Origin of the sequence: Rhizobium sp. C4, assembly GCF_021026315.1 — a bacterium.
Lineage (GTDB): Bacteria > Pseudomonadota > Alphaproteobacteria > Rhizobiales > Rhizobiaceae > Ensifer_A.
Map to the genome: position 1 here is coordinate 58,455 of NZ_JAJNCX010000005.1, position 18,266 is coordinate 76,720.

At 62.4% G+C, this 18,266-nt stretch carries 12 protein-coding genes; all 12 read left to right on the plus strand.

The window, feature by feature from the left end; translation table 11 throughout:
• Positions 1–19 precede the first annotated feature (19 nt).
• A complete protein-coding gene (locus LQK84_RS10665; protein WP_230828699.1) occupies positions 20–1,114 on the plus strand; it encodes an efflux RND transporter periplasmic adaptor subunit in 1,095 nt (364 codons plus the stop codon).
• Complete coding sequence (locus LQK84_RS10670; protein WP_230828700.1) at positions 1,111–2,199, plus strand: efflux RND transporter periplasmic adaptor subunit; 1,089 nt, start codon at positions 1,111–1,113, stop codon at positions 2,197–2,199. Before LQK84_RS10665 ends, LQK84_RS10670 begins: the two co-directional genes overlap by 4 nt.
• A complete protein-coding gene (locus LQK84_RS10675) occupies positions 2,196–5,255 on the plus strand; it encodes an efflux RND transporter permease subunit (protein WP_230828701.1) in 3,060 nt (1,019 codons plus the stop codon). Before LQK84_RS10670 ends, LQK84_RS10675 begins: the two co-directional genes overlap by 4 nt.
• Positions 5,256–5,389: 134 nt before the next feature.
• A complete protein-coding gene (locus LQK84_RS10680) occupies positions 5,390–6,172 on the plus strand; it encodes a DeoR/GlpR family DNA-binding transcription regulator (RefSeq protein ID WP_230828702.1) in 783 nt (260 codons plus the stop codon).
• A gap of 91 nt (positions 6,173–6,263) precedes the next feature.
• Positions 6,264–7,793: a glycerol-3-phosphate dehydrogenase gene (gene glpD / locus LQK84_RS10685; protein ID WP_230828703.1), complete on the plus strand. Its 1,530-nt coding sequence runs from the start codon at positions 6,264–6,266 to the stop codon at positions 7,791–7,793.
• A 27-nt stretch (positions 7,794–7,820) separates the two neighbouring features.
• Positions 7,821–8,903 (plus strand): ABC transporter ATP-binding protein, encoded by a 1,083-nt coding sequence (locus LQK84_RS10690; protein ID WP_230828704.1) that lies wholly within the window; start codon positions 7,821–7,823, stop codon positions 8,901–8,903.
• Between the two features lie 12 nt (positions 8,904–8,915).
• Positions 8,916–9,986: an ABC transporter ATP-binding protein gene (locus LQK84_RS10695; protein WP_230828705.1), complete on the plus strand. Its 1,071-nt coding sequence runs from the start codon at positions 8,916–8,918 to the stop codon at positions 9,984–9,986.
• A 2-nt stretch (positions 9,987–9,988) separates the two neighbouring features.
• The gene (locus LQK84_RS10700) at positions 9,989–10,855 is read left to right on the plus strand and encodes a carbohydrate ABC transporter permease (RefSeq protein ID WP_230828706.1); all 867 of its coding nucleotides are present in this window, start codon (positions 9,989–9,991) and stop codon (positions 10,853–10,855) included.
• Positions 10,856–10,869: 14 nt separating this feature from the next.
• Complete coding sequence (locus tag LQK84_RS10705; protein ID WP_230828707.1) at positions 10,870–11,694, plus strand: carbohydrate ABC transporter permease; 825 nt, start codon at positions 10,870–10,872, stop codon at positions 11,692–11,694.
• Positions 11,695–11,697: 3 nt separating this feature from the next.
• Complete coding sequence (locus tag LQK84_RS10710) at positions 11,698–11,985, plus strand: DUF2160 domain-containing protein (RefSeq protein WP_230828708.1); 288 nt, start codon at positions 11,698–11,700, stop codon at positions 11,983–11,985.
• Positions 11,986–12,094: 109 nt separating this feature from the next.
• Entirely contained in the window at positions 12,095–13,819 is a 1,725-nt protein-coding gene (locus tag LQK84_RS10715) for an ABC transporter substrate-binding protein (RefSeq protein WP_230828709.1), read from the plus strand.
• Between the two features lie 389 nt (positions 13,820–14,208).
• Positions 14,209–18,261: a Pls/PosA family non-ribosomal peptide synthetase gene (locus LQK84_RS10720; RefSeq protein ID WP_230828710.1), complete on the plus strand. Its 4,053-nt coding sequence runs from the start codon at positions 14,209–14,211 to the stop codon at positions 18,259–18,261.
• Positions 18,262–18,266 lie beyond the last annotated feature (5 nt).

Below are 18,266 nucleotides of genomic sequence, written 5' to 3' on the forward strand. Positions count from 1 at the left end.
ACGCGCCGGAGACCCCTTGATGGAAATGAAGTTCCCAAACCGATCATGTCGCGCGCTGGGCGTGGCCTTGATGCTCGCGCCCTGGATAGGGCCCCTGCAGGCACAGTCGGCGGAAACGCCGGAATACAGGCTGCAGGTGGTCGTGCAGAAGGCGCATCAGTCCGAGGTGTCGAAGCCGCTGAACGTGACGGGAACCGTCGCTGCCGCCAAGAGCAGCGACCTTGCCTTCCGCGTCGGCGGTACGGTTGTCGACCGGCTGGTGCAGACCGGCGACGAGGTCAAGGCCGGGCAGGTGCTGGCGCGGATCGGCACCGCCGAGCTCCAGGCCAATATCACGGCTGCGGAGGCGGGCGTCGCCTCGGCGAAAGCCACGTTCGATCTGGCGACCTCCGATCTCGCCCGCCAGAAGTCGCTGCTCGACAAGGGCTTTGCCACGCGCTCGGCCTATGAACAGTCCGCCAAGTCCGTCGATGTGGCCAAGGCCCAGCTGAACATCGCCCAGAGCCAGTTGCAGATCGCGCAGGACAATCTCTCCTATGCCGAACTGAAGGCCGGGTCCGACGGCGTGGTCACGGCCGTGAATGTCGAGATCGGGCAGGTGGTGCAGGCGGGGCAGGCGGCTGTCACGATCGCCAACGGCAATGCCAAGCAGGCCGTCTTCGACGTCTCCGATGCGCTGATAGCGTCGACGGAAATCAGGAAGGCGGAAATCTTCCTCGTCGCCGATCCCTCCGTCAAGGCGCGGGTCCAGCTGACGGAAATCTCCCCGACCGTGAATGTACGCACCGGCACCGTTCGCATCAAGGCCGACATCATCGATCCGCCGGCCCGCATGACGCTCGGCGCTCCCGTTGCCGGCACGGGCACCAGCCATCCGATCTCCGGCTTCGCGCTGCCCTATAGCGCACTGTCGCGGGAGGACGGTTCCCCGATCGTGTGGGTGATCGATCCGGCTGCGAAGAAGGCGATGCCGCGGAAGGTCAACCTTCTGCAGTATATCGGGCAGACCATGGTGGTCTCGGGCGACCTGAAGGAGGGCGATCTGGTGGTCATCAAGGGTAGCGTCTTCCTGAGCCCCGATCTTGTCGTCAATTACACGGAGGCGGCGCGATGAAAACCATGAGATTGTCCGCAACCGGGATTGCCGCGCTTGCTGCCGCATTCCTTCTCGCGGCCTGCGAGGAAAAGAAGGCCGAGGCGCCGGCCGAAGAACGTCCGATCCTGACTGCGGTCGTGCAGTCGCGACCGGAGGTCCCGCTCGACTTCCCCGGAACGATCGAGCCGCAGGTGTCGACGCAGAAGGCGTTCCGCGTGCCGGGGCAGATCGTTGCCCGCAACGTCACCGTCGGTGACACGGTCCGCAAGGGCGATGTGCTGGCCGTGCTCGACACCGCGCAGCTGAAGGAGGGCGTGCGCTCGGCCGAGGCGAGCGTGACGGGCGCCCAGTCGCAGCTTGCCAATGCCCAGTCGGTCGATGACCGCGCCAATGCGCTCGCCAAGGAAGGCTTCGCATCGCCGGCCCAGATCGAGAGCGCCAGCCAGAACCTCGCCGCCGCCAACGCCAACCTTGAAAGCGCGCAGGCGCAGCTGTCCAAGGCGCGGGAACAGCTCGGCTATGCCCAGCTGATCGCCGACTATGACGGCATCGTCACCGCCTCCAACATCGAGGTCGGCGAGACGGTGGCTGCCAGCGCCCCGGTCGTGACCATTGCCCGTCCCGATCTGCGCGATGCGGTGATCGACGTTCCCGACGATGTCGTCAGACGCATCGCCACGGGCGACGTCTTCGATGTCACCACCGTGCTGCAGGGCGACCAGAAGATCGAAGGCAAGGTGCGCGAGATCGCGCCGAGCGCCGACAAGCTGACGCACACGGTTCGCGTCAAGATCTCGCTCGGCAATGCGCCGGAGGTCTTCCGGATCGGAACGACGATCGAGGCTTCAGGCCGCAACACCGGCGGGGAGATCGTTCTCGTGCCCTCCGAGGCCGTCATGTCGGATGACGGCAAGCTGACGGTCTGGAAGTTCGATCGCGCCGGCTCGAAGGTCGTCAGGACCCAGATCGAGGCGGCGGAAGGACCGGAGACCAGCTATGTCGTCAAGTCCGGCCTCAAGGGCGGCGATCTCGTCGCCGTCGCCGGAATTCATGCTCTCAAGGATGGCCAGCAGGTCAAGCTCGTCGAGGAAGCCGCCCGATGAAAAAGTTCAATCTGTCCGACTGGGCGCTCGAGCACCGTTCGCTCGTCTGGTATTTCATGATCGTCTCGCTGATCGCCGGCGCCTTCTCCTTCGTCAATCTGGGTCGTGAGGAGGATCCCTCCTTCACCATCAAGACGATGGTGATCCAGGCGCAATGGCCGGGTGCCACGGCAGCCGAGACCGCCGATCAGGTCACCGACCGGATCGAGAAGAAGCTGCAGGAGCTTCCCGAACTGCATTACACGAAATCGATGACGACGCCCGGCAAGGCGACGATCTTCGTCGATCTGCTCGCGACCACCAAGGCCCGCGAGGTCCAGAGCGTCTGGTTCCGTGTCCGCAACATGATCAACGACATTGCCGCGACCTTCCCGCAGGGCGTCCAGGGGCCGTTCTACCAGGATACGTTCGGCGACGTGTTCGGCAATATCTACGCCTTCACCGGCGATGGGCTGAGCTATCGTCAACTGCGCGACTATGTCGAAGATGCCCGTTCCAGCATCCTCTCCGTGCCTGATATCGGCAAGGTCGATATCATCGGCGCACAGGACGAAGTCGTATATCTCGAGTTCTCGCCGCGCAAGCTCGCCGCCTTTGGCATCGACCAGCAGGCGATGCTGAATGCGCTGCAGGAGCAGAACGCAATTGCGCCTTCGGGCGTCATCAACAGCGGGCCGGAGCGCATCGCACTACGCGTCACGGGCCAGTTCACCTCCGAGGACAGCCTCCGCAACATCAACTTCCACCTCAATGACCGCTTCTTCCGCCTCAGCGATGTGGCGACGGTGACGCGTACCTATGTCGATCCGCCGAGCTCGGTCTTCCGCTTCAACGGCAAGAACGCGATCGCGCTGGCGGTCGGGATGAAGACGGGCGCCAACCTGCTGAACTTCGGCAAGGCACTGGACGACCGTCTGGCCCAGATCCAGAAGACGCTGCCGGTGGGCGTGGACATCCATCTCGTCGCCGACCAGCCGAAGATCGTCGAGGAAGCCGTCGGCGGCTTCACCAAGGCGCTCTTCGAAGCGATCATCATCGTCCTCGCCGTCAGCTTCGTGAGCCTCGGCATGCGGGCCGGCGTGGTGGTGGCGATTGCCATTCCGCTGGTTCTCGCCATCACGTTCATGGTGATGGAGTATTCGGGCATCACGCTGCAGCGCATCTCGCTCGGCGCGCTCATCATCGCTCTCGGCCTCCTCGTCGATGACGCGATGATTGCCGTCGAGATGATGATCGCGCGGCTTGAGGCGGGCGATCCGCTCAACAAGGCGGCAACGGCCGTCTACACGTCCACGGCCTTCCCGATGCTCACAGGGACGCTGGTGACCGTGTCGGGCTTCATTCCGATCGGCCTCAACACCAGTGCGGCCGGCGAATACACGTTCACGATGTTCGTCGTGATCGCCGTCTCGCTGCTCGTGTCATGGATCGTTGCCGTGCTCTTCACGCCGCTGATCGGCGTGACCATCCTGCCGGAAAAATGGAAGAAGCATCACGAGGAGGGCCATGAAAGCCGCTCCATGCGCGTCTTCCGCGGCGTGCTGACCAGCTGTATGCGCAATCGCTGGATCACCATCATCAGCACCTTCGCCGTCTTCGGGATGTCCGTCTACGGCATCACCTTCGTGCAGCAGCAGTTCTTCCCGTCCTCGGACCGCACCGAGCTGGTGATCGACATGTCGCTGCCGAACAACTCGTCCATGGCGGAAACGACGACCCAGGTCACCAAGTTCGAGAACGACATGCTGAAGGGCAATGACGGGGTTGAACACTGGTCGAGCTATATCGGCGCCGGCGCCCCGCGCTTCGTTCTGACCTTCGACGTGAAGCAGCCGTCCTCCTATTTCGCGCAGATCGTGGTCATCACCAAGGACATCGCGGCGCGCGAAAAGCTGCAGAAGCAGTTCCAGGACTATCTCGACAAGACCTTCCCCGGCACCGACAGCCTCGTCAAGCTGCTGGAGCTCGGGCCGCCGGTCGGTCGCCCGGTCCAGTATCGCGTCAGCGGTCCTGACGTCGATGGCGTCCGCGACTATGCGATGAAGCTGAAGTCTGAACTCAGCAAGGACCCGCATCTGGCCAAGATCGTCTATGACTGGATGGAGCCGACCCGCGTCGTCAAGGTCGATGTCCTGCAGGACCGTGCGCGCCAGCTCGGTGTCAGCTCGAAGGATATCGCAACGACGCTCAACGGCATTGTCGGAGGCATGACGGTCACGCAGCTGCGCGACTCGATCTACCTCATCAACGTCATGGTTCGCGCCGACAAGACCGAACGCTCGTCGATCGACGCGCTGGAAAACCTGCAGCTGCCCAATGCCACGGGCAATTCCATCCCGCTGTCGTCGATTGCCCGCTTCGAATATACCGAAGAGCAGCCGGTGATCTGGCGCCGCGACAGGCTTCCCACGATCACCGTCTCCGCCGCCATCCAGGGCGACCGCGAGGCGCTGAACGTGGTTCAGGACCTTGAACCGGCGGTGAAGAAGTTCGCCGCGACCCTGCCGCCCGGCTACGAGATCAAGACCGGCGGTGTGGTCGAGAACAGCCAGGAATCGCAGGAGCCGATCATTGCCGTCATTCCGGTGATGCTGCTGGTCATGTTCACCGTGCTGATGCTGCAGCTGCAGAGCTTCAGCCGGCTCTTCCTCGTCATTGCGGTCGCCCCGCTCGGCCTCATCGGTGTGGTCGCGGCACTGCTGCCCAGTGGCGCGCCGCTCGGCTTCGTGGCCATCCTCGGCGTCCTGGCGCTGATCGGCATCCTGATCCGCAACTCGGTCATCCTGATTGTGCAGATCGAGGATCTGCGCAAGGAGGGGATGAATGCCTGGGACGCGGTGCTCGATGCGTCGATCCATCGTCTGCGGCCGATCATGCTCACCGCGCTTGCCGCCAGCCTTGGTCTCATCCCGATTGCCGAGGAGGTGTTCTGGGGGCCGATGGCTTATGCGATGATCGGCGGCATCGTCATCGGAACGGCGCTGACGCTTCTCTTCCTGCCGGCGCTCTATGTCGCCGCCTTCCGCATCCGCGAGCCGAAGCCCGAACAGGCCTGATCCCTCGCCGCGAAACAGACAAGGGCCGCGACGTTCCTTCGAGCGTCGCGGCCTCTTCGTGCAAAATTCAAGATGCTTTGAATTGCGTTCGAAAATCTGTAATCTGAAGCAAAACGAAAGGGGAGGGCGTGGGCATGATATTTTCGGCACGACAGGATGAGATCGTGGCCCTCGCCAAGTCGAAGGGGCGGATCTATGTCGAGGAACTCGCCGCTCTCTTCTCCGTCACGCCGCAGACGATCCGCAAGGATCTGAACGACCTTTGCGACGCAAGGGTGCTGACCCGCATCCATGGCGGTGCGCTCTTCCCGAGCGGCACCGAAAACCTGAAGTACGAATCACGCCGTGCGATGGCAGCGGCCGAGAAGCAGGATATCGGGCGCGCGGCGGCAGCCCTCATCCCCGACAACGCCTCGCTGTTCATCAATATCGGCACGACGACGGAGGCCGTTGGCGAGGCGCTGAGCGATCATCACGAGCTGATGGTGATCACCAACAACATCAATGTTGCCAATCGTTTGCGGGTCTATCCTGCGATCGAGGTGGTGATTGCGGGCGGCGTCGTGCGCGGCTCGGATGGCGGGATCGTCGGCGAGGCGGCGGTCGACTTCATCCGCCAGTTCAAGGTCGATTTCGCCGTCATCGGCGTTTCGGCCATCGACGAGGACGGCGCGCTGCTCGACTTCGACTATCGTGAAGTGAAGGTCGCGCAGGCGATCATCGCCAATGCGCGGCATGTGATCCTCGTCACCGATTCGGCCAAGTTCGAACGGACCGCACCCGTGCGCATCGGCCATATCTCGCAGATCAACACGTTCATCACCGATCACTGTCCGATTGCCCGCATCCGCGATATCTGCGCGGAGAACGATGTCCGGCTGATCGAAACGCGGGCTGTGGACAGCGAACGTCACTGAAGTTTCGTTTGACATTCGTTTCAATTTCGTTTCCTATATAATGGATTTCGCCAATGCAATAAATTGTTGCGCTGCGAAAGACGAGGTTGAGATGGCAGGCGGTCAGGTTCACGACATCTTCGTTATCGGCGGCGGCATTAACGGCTGCGGCATTGCACGCGATGCTGTCGGCCGTGGCTATTCCGTCGTGCTGGCAGAAAAGGGCGACTTCGCCTCCGGCACGTCGTCCGGTTCGACTAAGCTCATCCACGGCGGCCTGCGCTATCTCGAATATTACGAATTCCGCCTGGTGCGCGAAGCACTGATGGAGCGCGAAATTCTCTGGGCGATGGCGCCGCATGTCATCTGGCCGATGCGCTTCGTCCTGCCGTTCCAGAAGGGCGGCATCCGCCCCGCCTGGCTCATTCGCCTCGGCCTCTTCATCTACGACCATCTCGGCGGCCGCAAGCTGCTGCCGTCGACGAAGACGCTGGACCTGCGCCGCGACCCCGCGGGCAAGCCGTTGAAGCCGCTGTTTGCCAAGGCCTTCGAATATTCCGATGGCTGGGTGGACGATGCGCGCATGGTGGTGCTGAACGCCCGCGACGCCGCCAATCGCGGCGCTGTGATCCAGAACCGCACGGAAGTCGTCAGCGCCCGCCGGGAGGCCGGTCACTGGGTGATCGAGACGCGCAATGTCGACAGCGACGAGCGCCAGACCTGGCAGGCCCGCATGCTGGTCAATGCTGCCGGTCCCTGGGTCGACAAGGTGCTTGCCGGCGTCGTCGGCCGCAACGACGCGAAGAATGTGCGCCTCGTGCAGGGCAGCCATATCGTCGTGCGCAAGAAGTTCTCCGATCCGCGCGCCTATTTCTTCCAGAACCCTGACAATCGCATCATCTTCGCAATCCCTTACGAGCAGGACTTCACCCTGATCGGCACGACGGATCGCGACTTCAAGGGCGATCCGCGCGAGGCGGCGATCAGCGAGGAAGAGACCGATTATCTCTGCAATGCGGCGAGCGAATATTTCGCCGAGCCGGTGCGCCGCGAAGACATCGTCTGGACCTATTCGGGCGTGCGTCCGCTCTTTGACGACGGTGCCTCGAAGGCACAGGAAGCGACGCGCGACTATGTGCTGAAGGTCGAAGGCACCGATGGCGCCGCGCCGCTGCTCAACGTCTTCGGCGGCAAGCTGACCACCTATCGGCGGCTCGCCGAACATGCGCTTGAAAAGATCGGCGAGGCCATCGGTTCCAGGGGCAAGCCCTGGACGGCCGGCTCGTCACTGCCGGGCGGCAATTTCGCGGCCCAGAGCGCGAGCGCCGAGGCCGATGCGCTTCAGAAGCGCTATGCATTTCTTTCCCGCGGTCATGCCGAGCGCCTTGTGCGCTGCTACGGCACGCGCGCCGCGGACATTCTTGGCAAGGCCGGCAGCATTGCCGATCTCGGGCAGCACTTCGGAGGAACGCTTTACGAAGCGGAAGTGCAGTTCCTGGTCGACAATGAATGGGCACATACGGCGCAGGACATCCTGTGGCGGCGCACCAAGCAGGGCTTGCATCTGGGGACCGGGGAGGTCGCCGCACTTGAACACTATCTGGAGGGAATTGCGGGCAGCCGCGTCAAGGCTGCCAGCTGATCTCGCCCAGGGAGGGGACCGAGGTACATGCTGGAATTACGCAATGTTACGAAGCGCGTCGGGAAGGATATCCATATCCACCCGACAAGCCTGACGCTTCAGCGGGGGACGCTGAACGTGCTTCTTGGCCCGACACTTTCGGGCAAGACATCGCTGATGCGACTGATGGCCGGGCTGGATAAGCCGACCGATGGTACGATCCTGTTCGACGGAGCCGATGTCACGGGTGCTCCCGTGCAGAAGCGCAATGTCGCCATGGTCTACCAGCAGTTCATCAACTATCCGCTGCTCACGGTCTATGAGAACATTGCCTCGCCGATGCGCATTTCCGGCGCGGATGCGGCGACAATCGATCGCGAGGTCCGCAAGGCTGCGGAGATTCTCAAGCTGACGCCCTATCTCGACCGCACGCCGCTCAGCCTTTCGGGCGGCCAGCAGCAGCGCACGGCGCTGGCACGCGCCATCGTCAAGAAGGCAAGCCTCGTGCTGCTCGACGAGCCGCTGGCCAATCTCGACTACAAGCTGCGCGAGGAACTGCGCGACGAACTGCCGAAGATCTTCGCCGAGTCCGGTGCGATCTTCGTCTATGCGACGACCGAACCGTCCGAAGCGCTGCTACTTGGCGGCAACACGGCGACGCTGAGCGAAGGCCGCATCACCCAGTTCGGCAGGACAATCGACGTCTACCGCCGCCCGGCCGACCTGTTGACCGCCCGCACCTTCGCCGATCCGCCGCTCAATGTCGCCGGGGTCTTCCGCCGCGGTGGTCTGTTCCTGGTGGGTGACAAGGTTCTGGTCGACGTTCCGGCGCATCTTGCTGCCATTCCCGACGGTGCTGTCACGATCGGCTTCCAGCCGCATCATCTGTTTCCGACCCCGACGGCACATGCCACGCAGCCGATTTCGGTGCGCACGGCGATTTCTGAAATCGCGGGCTCCGAGAGCTTCATTCACATCGATTTCGGCAGCGAACGCTGGGTCATGCTGGCCCGCGGCGTGCATGAATTCGAGCTCGGTCTCGACATGCAGGTCTATCTCGATACGCGCCATCTGATGGCGTTCGATGCAACGGGCCGGGCGATCGGCGCGCCGGCTTTGGCGGCAGGGTGAGGGAGAGACGACATGGCACGCATCACGCTCGACCACATCCGCCACGCCTACAGCCCCGAAGCTGAAGCCCGCGGCGACTTTGCACTGAAGGAAGTGCATCACGAATGGGAGGATGGCGGCGCCTATGCGCTGCTCGGGCCTTCCGGCTGCGGCAAGACCACGCTGCTCAACATCATCTCGGGCCTCATCCGCCCCTCGGGTGGCCGCATCGCCTTCAACGGCGTCGATGTCACCGACCTTCCGACCGAGGCGCGCAACATCGCACAGGTCTTCCAGTTCCCGGTCGTCTACGACACGATGACGGTCTACGACAATCTGGCCTTCCCCTTACGCAACCGGAACGTTCCGGAAGCACAGGTCGACAAGCGGGTGCGCGAAATCCTCGCCATGACCGATCTCGAGAGCATGGCGAAACAGCGGGCGCGGGGCCTGACGGCCGACCAGAAGCAGAAGATCTCGCTGGCGCGCGGCCTCGTCCGCGCCGACGTCAACGCCATCCTTTTCGACGAACCGCTGACGGTGATCGACCCGCATCTGAAATGGATGCTGCGCTCGCAGCTGAAGCAGCTGCACCGCAGCTCCGGCTTCACCATGGTCTATGTGACGCATGACCAGACGGAAGCGCTGACCTTCGCCGACAGGGTCGTCGTCATGTATGAAGGCGAGATCGTGCAGATCGGCACGCCGACGGAACTCTTCGAGACGCCCAGCCACACCTTCGTCGGCTATTTCATCGGCTCGCCGGGCATGAATGTCATGCCGGCGCAGCTTCAGGGCCGCACGGCCGTGATCGGCGGGCAGGAGATTGCACTCGCCGGAACGCCGAAGGTCGGCGCAGAAGGCCGCATCGAGCTCGGCATCCGCCCGGAATTCGTCCGGCTGGAACGCGGCGGCATGCCGATCACCATCGACAAGGTGGAGGACATCGGCCGCCAGAAGATCGTCAGGGCACGGTTTGCGGGGCATCCGCTCTCGGTCGTTCTGGACGAGGACCAGGAAATCCCGACGGACGCGGGCGCGCGCTTCGAGCCGTCGGCCATCGGCATCTATGCCAATTCCTGGCGCGTAGGGATGGAGGCCTGATCATGGAAAAGACCTGGAACAACAAGGCCTGGTTCATGGTGCTGCCGGTTCTGGTGCTGGTCGCCTTCTCGGCCGTGATCCCGCTGATGACGGTGGTCAACTATTCGGTTCAGGACACGTTCGGCAACAACGAGTTCTTCTGGAACGGCACGCAATGGTTCTCGGAGCTCCTGCGCTCGCAGCGCTTCTGGGACTCGCTCAGCCGCAACCTCATCTTCTCCGGCGTCATCCTGGCCCTGGAGATCCCGCTTGGTATCCTGATTGCGCTGAACATGCCGAAGAAGGGTGTCTGGGTGTCGGTCTGCCTCGTGCTGATGGCGCTGCCGCTTCTCATTCCGTGGAACGTGGTCGGCACGATCTGGCAGATCTTCGGGCGCACCGACATCGGCCTCTTCGGTTATGTCGCCAATTCGCTCGGCTTCGACTACAACTATGTGCAGGACCCGGTCGATGCCTGGTTCACGGTCATCATCATGGATGTCTGGCACTGGACGAGCCTGGTCGTGCTGCTCTGCTATGCGAGCCTCGTGTCGATCCCCGACGCCTATTATCAGGCGGCCAAGATCGACGGTGCCTCAAGGCTGGCGGTCTTCCGCTACATCCAGCTGCCGAAGATGCGGCGCGTGCTGACGATCGCGATCCTGCTCCGCTTCATGGACAGTTTCATGATCTATACCGAGCCCTTCGTCGTTACCGGCGGCGGTCCCGGCAACTCGACGACGTTCCTCTCCATCGATCTGGTGAAGATGGCGCTCGGCCAGTTCGACCTTGGTCCGGCGGCGGCGATGTCGATCGTCTACTTCCTGATCATCCTGCTGTTGTCATGGATCTTCTACACCGTGATGACCGCAAGCGACGCACAGAACTGAGGGGGAGGGCCAAGATGAGCACGTCCAACACATCCACCGCCGCACGTCTCTCCTTCCTCGTGCCGACGCTCTACATCGTCTTCCTGCTTCTGCCGATCTACTGGCTGGTCAACATGAGCTTCAAGACGAATGAGGAGATCATCTCGACGATGACGATCTATCCTCATGCGCCGACGCTGGCGAACTACAAGACGATCTTCACCGATAGCGCCTGGTATTCGGGATATATCAACTCGATCATCTATGTGGTTCAGAACACGATCATTTCAGTTGCCGTCGCACTGCCTGCGGCCTACGCCTTCTCGCGTTACCGGTTCCTCGGCGACAAGCACCTGTTCTTCTGGCTGCTCACCAACCGCATGGCGCCGCCGGCCGTCTTTGCACTGCCCTTCTTCCAGCTCTACTCGGCCTTTGGCCTCATCGATACGCATATTGCCGTGGCGCTGGCGCACTGCCTCTTCAACGTGCCGCTGGCGGTCTGGATCCTCGAAGGCTTCATGTCGGGCGTGCCGAAGGAGATCGACGAGACGGCCTATATCGACGGCTATTCGTTCCCGCGCTTCTTCTTCAAGATCTTCATGCCGCTCATTGCCTCGGGCGTCGGGGTGGCCGCGTTCTTCTGCTTCATGTTCTCGTGGGTGGAGCTGCTGATTGCCCGCACGCTGACGACGACGGATGCCAAGCCGATTGCGGCGACCATGACCCGGACGGTGTCTGCGGCGGGGATGGACTGGGGGCTGCTGGCGGCTGCCGGCGTGCTCACCCTCGTTCCGGGTGCGCTCGTCATCTATTTCGTCCGCAACTACATCGCCAAGGGCTTTGCACTGGGGAGGGTGTAAGCGATGCATCTCGACTTTACCTGGATGGCCTGGACATGGCCGACCGCCGGTTTCTTTCTCGGCATCCTGTTCCTTCTCGTCTGCATGGGCGTCTGGGAATATGTCTCGCCGGGCGGCAATCCGCGCGTCGGCATCCTGCGCTTCGAGACGACGCGGGGCGACCGTCTCTTCATTTCGCTGCTCGGTGCAGCCTTCATCCATATCGCATGGCTTGGTCTGATGGACGCAAGCCTGTGGTGGGCGCTACTCCTCTCGTTAGGTTACGCGATCTGCGTCTTCCTGTTCGTGTGAGGTCATGCGCTGCGGCGTGAACACGCCGAATACCAGGAAATGTGCCGGCGGCCAGGAGGGGCCGTCGTCGCGAGACATCAAGCAATCGCTGACCTATGGGAGGGTAATTATGCGAAAGCAACTTCTGACAACAACGGCACTGGCGCTGATGGCGCTGGGCGGACAGGCCTTCGCGGGCATGGACGAGGCCAAACAGTTCCTTGACGGCGAAATCAAGGACCTGTCGTCGCTGTCGCGCGCCGACCAGGAAAAGGAACTGCAATGGTTCATCGACGCCGCCAAGCCGTTCGCCGGCATGGAAATCCGCGTCGTCTCCGAATCCCTGACAACGCATGCCTACGAGTCCAAGACGCTGGCTCCTTGGTTCACCAAGATCACCGGCATCAAGGTCACCCACGACATCATCCAGGAAGGTGACGTCGTCGAAAAGATCCAGACCCAGATGCAGACGGGGCAGAACCTCTATGACGGCTGGGTCAACGACAGTGACCTTATCGGCACCCACTGGCGCTATCAGCAGGTCCGCAACCTCACCGACTTCATGGCCGGCGAGGGCAAGGACGTCACGAACCCGGGTCTCGACCTGAAGGACTTCATCGGCACGTCGTTCACGACGGCGCCGGACAAGAAGCTCTACCAGCTTCCCGACCAGCAGTTCGCCAACCTCTACTGGTTCCGGTACGACTGGTTCAACGATGCCAAGAACAAGGCCGACTTCAAGGCCAAGTATGGCTATGAGCTCGGCGTTCCGGTCAACTGGTCTGCCTATGAGGACATCGCCGCCTTCTTCACCGGCCGCGAGATCGACGGCAAGAAGGTCTATGGCCACATGGACTACGGCAAGAAGGACCCGTCGCTCGGGTGGCGCTTCACCGACGCCTGGCTCTCCATGGCCGGCAACGGCGACAAGGGCCTGCCGAACGGTCTGCCGGTCGACGAATGGGGCATCAAGGTCAACGAGAAGTCCCAGCCGGTCGGCTCCTGCGTGGCACGCGGTGGCGACACCAACGGCCCTGCCGGCGTCTACTCGATCCAGAAGTATCTCGACTGGCTGAAGGCCTATGCTCCGGCGGAAGCGCAGGGCATGACCTTCTCCGAATCCGGCCCCGTGCCGGCACAGGGGGCCATTGCCCAGCAGATCTTCTGGTACACCGCCTTCACCGCCGACATGGTCAAGGACGGCCTGCCGGTCGTCGGTGCCGATGGCCTGCCGAAGTGGCGCATGGCCCCCAGCCCGCATGGCGTTTACTGGAAGGAAGGCATGAAACTCGGCTATCAGGACGTGGGTTCCTGGACGCTGATGAAGTCGACGCCTCTCGACCGTGCCAAGGCCGCATGGCTCTATGCGCAGTTCGTGACCTCGAAGACCGTGGACGTGAAGAAGAGCCATGTCGGCCTCACCTTCACCCGCGAGTCGACCATCCAGGACAAGTCGTTCACGGAGCGTGCGCCGAAGCTCGGCGGTCTGGTCGAGTTCTATCGTTCGCCGGCCCGCGTCCAGTGGTCGCCGACGGGCACGAACGTTCCGGACTATCCGAAGCTGGCCCAGCTGTGGTGGCAGGCGATCGGAGATGCGGCATCGGGCGCCAAGACCGCGCAGGCGGCCATGGACTCGCTCTGCGCAGAGCAGGAAAAGGTCATGGCCCGCATCGAGAAGTCCGGCGTGCAGGGCGATATCGGCCCGAAGCTCGCCGAGCAGCATGACATCAACTACTGGAACAAGGATGCCGTCTCCAAGGGCAACCTGGCGCCGCAGTTGAAGGTTGCCAACGAGAAGGAAAAGCCGATCACCGTCAACTATGACGAACTGGTGAAGAGCTGGCAGAAGAAGTAAGCGAACTTTCGCTCTTGAGCGGTCCCGGTTTCAAGGGGCCGACCGGCGGCGGACCGGAGGCCGGGGCGCATCTGCGCCTCGGCCTTTGCCGTTGTGGACCTGAAAAGCGCCGAAAACCGATTGTCTTGAAAAAGTTCGGTCGATTGTATGCGCTCTGCCGGACTGTCGCCCCATTGTCATTGTTTGACCAATGGGGAGAAACCGGCGAGTCGGGAAGGTGAAGGTTTTGTCACACAAGCCTTTCAGGCGCTGATTTTGCTTGCATGCCTTTGAAATCGGAGTAATGCAACGCCGATTATCACAAGATTGACGATCGCCATGCGCCGGGGCTGCTGCCCATGTGTGCAGAGGATCTATTGGCTTACACATGCCTTTTGGAGTTATGCGCCATGACGTCGGCAACCCGATCAAACGCTGAAAAGAACGAGCGTGGGTGGCTTGGAGACCGGCAGGTTCTGCTCGGTGACAACTTCGCCGATGAGGGGCGCCCGGGCGAGCGCCTGGATCGTGTCTTCTCCCAGCGCGCCGAAAGCTCCGCTTCGCACCCCGCCGTCATCTCGTCCGGCCGCGTCTGGACCTATGCCGAAATGGACCGCCGCGCCAACCAGCTGGCGAGGGTGCTGATCGATAAGGGCGTGCGCGCCGGCGACCGGGTGGCGCTGCTGCTCGACCGTTCCGCTGAAACCTATATCGCCGTTCTTGCCGTCATGAAGGCCGGTGCCGCCTTCGTGCCGCTGGCGACCGCCTTCCCGCCGGAACGCATGTCGCTGATCATCGAGGACGCCGGCATCCGCCTCGTGCTGACCATCGAGGGATATCTCGAAAAGGCCAGCCAGCTTTCGATCGACAACCTGCTGATCGACCGCGCCGGCGACGAAGTGGACGCGAAGGACGGCTCGCCGCTGTCCGCCTTCGAAGTCGCGACCTCGACGGACGATACCTGCTACATCCTCTACACCTCCGGCACGACGGGCAAGCCGAAGGGCGTTGTCATCCGTCACCAGAGCATCTGCAATTTCGTGCGCGTTGCCGCCCATTCCTATGGCTACAAGCCGAGCGACCGCGTCTATCAGGGCATGACGATCGCCTTCGACTTCTCGAGCGAGGAAATCTGGGTTCCCTTCGCCGCCGGCGCGACGATTGTCCCGGCCGCGGGCCAGATGACGCTGGTCGGCGAGGAACTGGCCGAGTTCCTGCGCGAGCATCAGATCACCTGCATGGCTTCAAGCCCGACGCTCTTGTCGTCGATGGAAAGCGACGTGCCGAGCCTGCGCCTCATTCTCGTGGGTGGCGAAGCCTGCCCGCAGAACCTGGTTGCCCGCTGGGCGACCGAAAAGCGCAAGATCCTCAACACCTACGGCCCGACGGAAGCGACCGTCACCGCCACGATGGGCGAGCTGACACCGAACAAGCCGGTGACGATCGGCAAGCCGCTGCCGACCTATTCGGTCGTCATCCTCAACCCGGAAAGGCCGGAGCTGATGCCGGTCGGCGAAATGGGCGAGCTTGGCATTGCCGGGATCGGTGTCGCCGTCGGCTATCTCAACCGGCCGGAACTGAACGAAGAGAAGTTCATCAACGACTTCCTCGACCTGCCGAACAACCCCTCGCACCGCATCTACCGCACGGGTGACCTCTGCGTCATCAATGCCGATGGCGATGTGGAATATCACGGTCGTATCGACACGCAGGTGAAGATCCGCGGTTACCGCATCGAGACGGGCGAAATCGAGGCGATCCTGCTCGACCAGCCGCAGATCGCACAGGCTGCCGTCACCACGTTCGAGGTCCAGCCGGGCCGCGTCGAACTCGTCGGCTACTATGCCCTGAAGTCGGGTGTGGGCGAGCTTGACCGCCTCACGCTGTCGCGCGATCTGAAGCGCCGCCTGCCGGACTACATGGTTCCGACCTTCCTTGAGCAGCTCGACGCGCTGCCGATGACGGTGTCGGACAAGATTGACACCCGCCGGCTGCCGAAGCCGACGATGGGCCGCGTCTCCGACAACCGCTCGAAATTCCTGCCGTCGACGGACGATGAACGCTTCCTGGCGGCAGCTCTTGCTGACGTGCTGAAGGCTGACGAGGTCTATGTCGAGGACAATTTCTTCGACGATCTCGGCGCCAACTCTCTCCTCCTGGCGCATTTCTGCTCGCGCGTTCGCACCCGCAAGGAATGGGCCGCGACCTCGATGCGCGACATCTATGCCAATCCGAGCATCGGCCAGCTGATCAAGCACTTCGGCAGCGAAACCGGCACCGAGCCGGTGCCGGAAGAAATTGTCCTGCAGCACCGCGCCTCCAACTTCGCCTACTGGGCGACGGGCGCTGCGCAGCTCGCCTTCTATGGCGTCTACACCTATGTCGGCCTCTGGCTCTTCAATTATGGCCTGATGTGGCTCTACGAGAAGCTGGACGAGCCGTTCGCGCTCTATATCCGCTGCGTCATCCTGTCAGGTGCCGTCTTCTTTGCCATGACCGGCTTCTCGGTCGCCGCCAAGTGGATCCTCGTCGGACGCTGGAAGGAAGAAATCTTCCCGATCTGGAGCTGGCGCTATTATCGTTTCTGGGTGGTCAAGACCCTGATCCGCACGGCCCCGGTCGTGCTCTTCCGCGGAAGCCCGCTCTATAGCCTTTATCTCAAGCTTCTGGGCGCCAAGCTCGGCTCGAGCACGGCCATCGAAAGCAAGTCGGTTCCGGTCTGCACCGACCTGATCTCGATCGGCGAGAACACGATCCTGCGCAAGGAAACGCTGATCCCCGGTTTCCGCGCCGAAGCCGGCTATATCCACACCGGCCGCATTACCATCGGTCGCGACGCCTTTGTCGGCGTCGGCAGCGCGCTCGATATCGACACCAAGATGGGCGACGGCTCGCAGCTCGGCCATGGCTCGTCGCTGCAGCGCGGCCAGGTCATTCCGGATGGCGAACACTGGCACGGCTCGCCGGCGGTGAAGTCGAATGCCGACTACTCGAAGGTCCGCGGCGTGACGCTCTCGCGCGCCCGCCGCATCATCTACGAAGCCGTGCAGCTCATCTTCCTGTTCACGGTTCTGACCCCGCTGCCGCTTATCATTCAGACCTATTGGGAAAATGTCGGTGACGGCTATCAGGAAACGATCGGTCTGGTTGCCATCGGTGCATTAGTCGCCGAACTGGGCGGCTTTGCCTTCGCGCTCCTGCTGGCCATCGGCGTGCCGCGGCTCTTCCGTCGCTTCCTGGAACCGGGCAAGACCTATTCGCTCTACGGCGTGCATTATTTCATGCAGTCGGTGACGGAAACGGTCAGCAACTCGCGCCTGATGAACCTGCTTTTCGGCGACAGTTCGGCCGTTGTGCACTACATCCGCGCGGTCGGCTGGAACCTCAACAACGTTGTCCAGACGGGGTCGAATTTCGGCACCAACACCCAGCACGACAACCCCTTCATGTGCGATCTCGGCAGCCGGACCATGGTGTCCGACGGTCTCTACATGATCAATGTCCACAAGTCGGCATCGTCCTTCAGTCTCTCACCGACGCGGATCGGCGACGACAACTACTTCGGCAACAACATCTATTATCCGCCGGATGGCAAGACGGGGAACAACTGTCTCCTCGGCACGAAGGTGATGGTGCCGATCGAAGGCCCGGTTCGCGAGAATATCGGTCTTCTCGGCTCGCCGCCGTTCGAAATCCCGCGCATGGTCAAGCGCGACCTCGACCTCATCCAGGGCGTGACCGACGAGGAACGCCGCGCCCAGCTGCCGCGCAAGAACCGGTACAATTTCTGGACCGCCGTGCTCTTCCTCGGCGCACAGTTCCTGGCGCTGTTCATCGCGCTTGCCGTGTGGGATCGCGCGCTCAACTACTATACCGAATGGGGCGGCACCGGTCTCTTCATCGCGACTGTCATCGTCACGACCTTCGAAATCATCATGTACATCCTCATCGAGCGGGCGAGCCTTGGCTTCGGCAAGCTCAAGCCGATGACCACGACGATCTACGAAGAGCGCTTCTGGCGGCATGAGCGCCACTGGAAACTGTCGGACTCGCCGATCATGTATCTCTTTGCCGGCACCCCGTTCCGCCCGCTCATCCTGCGCGCGCTCGGCGTCAAGGTCGGCAAGCGCGTCTATGACGGCGGCAGCAACCTGACCGAACGTTCGCTGGTTCATATCGGCGATGACGCGACGCTGAACGAAGGCTGCGTCATCCAGGCGCATTCGCTCGAAGAAGGCGCGTTCAAGTCGGATTACATCCGCATCGGCAAGGGCTGCACGCTCGGCCCGGCTGCCTTCGTGCACTATGGCGTCGTCATGGGTGAGGGCTCGATTGCCGACACCGACAGCTTCGTCATGAAGGGCGAGGCGCTGGAGCCGAACACGATCTGGCGTGGCAACCCGGCCAAGCTCTACAGCGTCATCACGCCGATCAAGGAGGGTGCCGCGCGCACCAAGGGCTGATCGTC

Bases quoted from the DNA above. Each gene is read 5' to 3' on its own strand.
- LQK84_RS10710 (WP_230828708.1), top strand. From the start codon at position 11,698: ATGCATCTCGACTTTACCTGGATGGCCTGGACATGGCCGACCGCCGGT.
- LQK84_RS10665 (WP_230828699.1), top strand. From the start codon at position 20: ATGGAAATGAAGTTCCCAAACCGATCATGTCGCGCGCTGGGCGTGGCC.
- LQK84_RS10670 (WP_230828700.1), top strand. From the start codon at position 1,111: ATGAAAACCATGAGATTGTCCGCAACCGGGATTGCCGCGCTTGCTGCC.
- LQK84_RS10675 (WP_230828701.1), top strand. From the start codon at position 2,196: ATGAAAAAGTTCAATCTGTCCGACTGGGCGCTCGAGCACCGTTCGCTC.
- LQK84_RS10705 (WP_230828707.1), top strand. From the start codon at position 10,870: ATGAGCACGTCCAACACATCCACCGCCGCACGTCTCTCCTTCCTCGTG.
- glpD (WP_230828703.1), top strand. From the start codon at position 6,264: ATGGCAGGCGGTCAGGTTCACGACATCTTCGTTATCGGCGGCGGCATT.
- LQK84_RS10700 (WP_230828706.1), top strand. From the start codon at position 9,989: ATGGAAAAGACCTGGAACAACAAGGCCTGGTTCATGGTGCTGCCGGTT.
- LQK84_RS10690 (WP_230828704.1), top strand. From the start codon at position 7,821: ATGCTGGAATTACGCAATGTTACGAAGCGCGTCGGGAAGGATATCCAT.
- LQK84_RS10680 (WP_230828702.1), top strand. From the start codon at position 5,390: ATGATATTTTCGGCACGACAGGATGAGATCGTGGCCCTCGCCAAGTCG.
- LQK84_RS10720 (WP_230828710.1), top strand. From the start codon at position 14,209: ATGACGTCGGCAACCCGATCAAACGCTGAAAAGAACGAGCGTGGGTGG.
- LQK84_RS10695 (WP_230828705.1), top strand. From the start codon at position 8,916: ATGGCACGCATCACGCTCGACCACATCCGCCACGCCTACAGCCCCGAA.
- LQK84_RS10715 (WP_230828709.1), top strand. From the start codon at position 12,095: ATGCGAAAGCAACTTCTGACAACAACGGCACTGGCGCTGATGGCGCTG.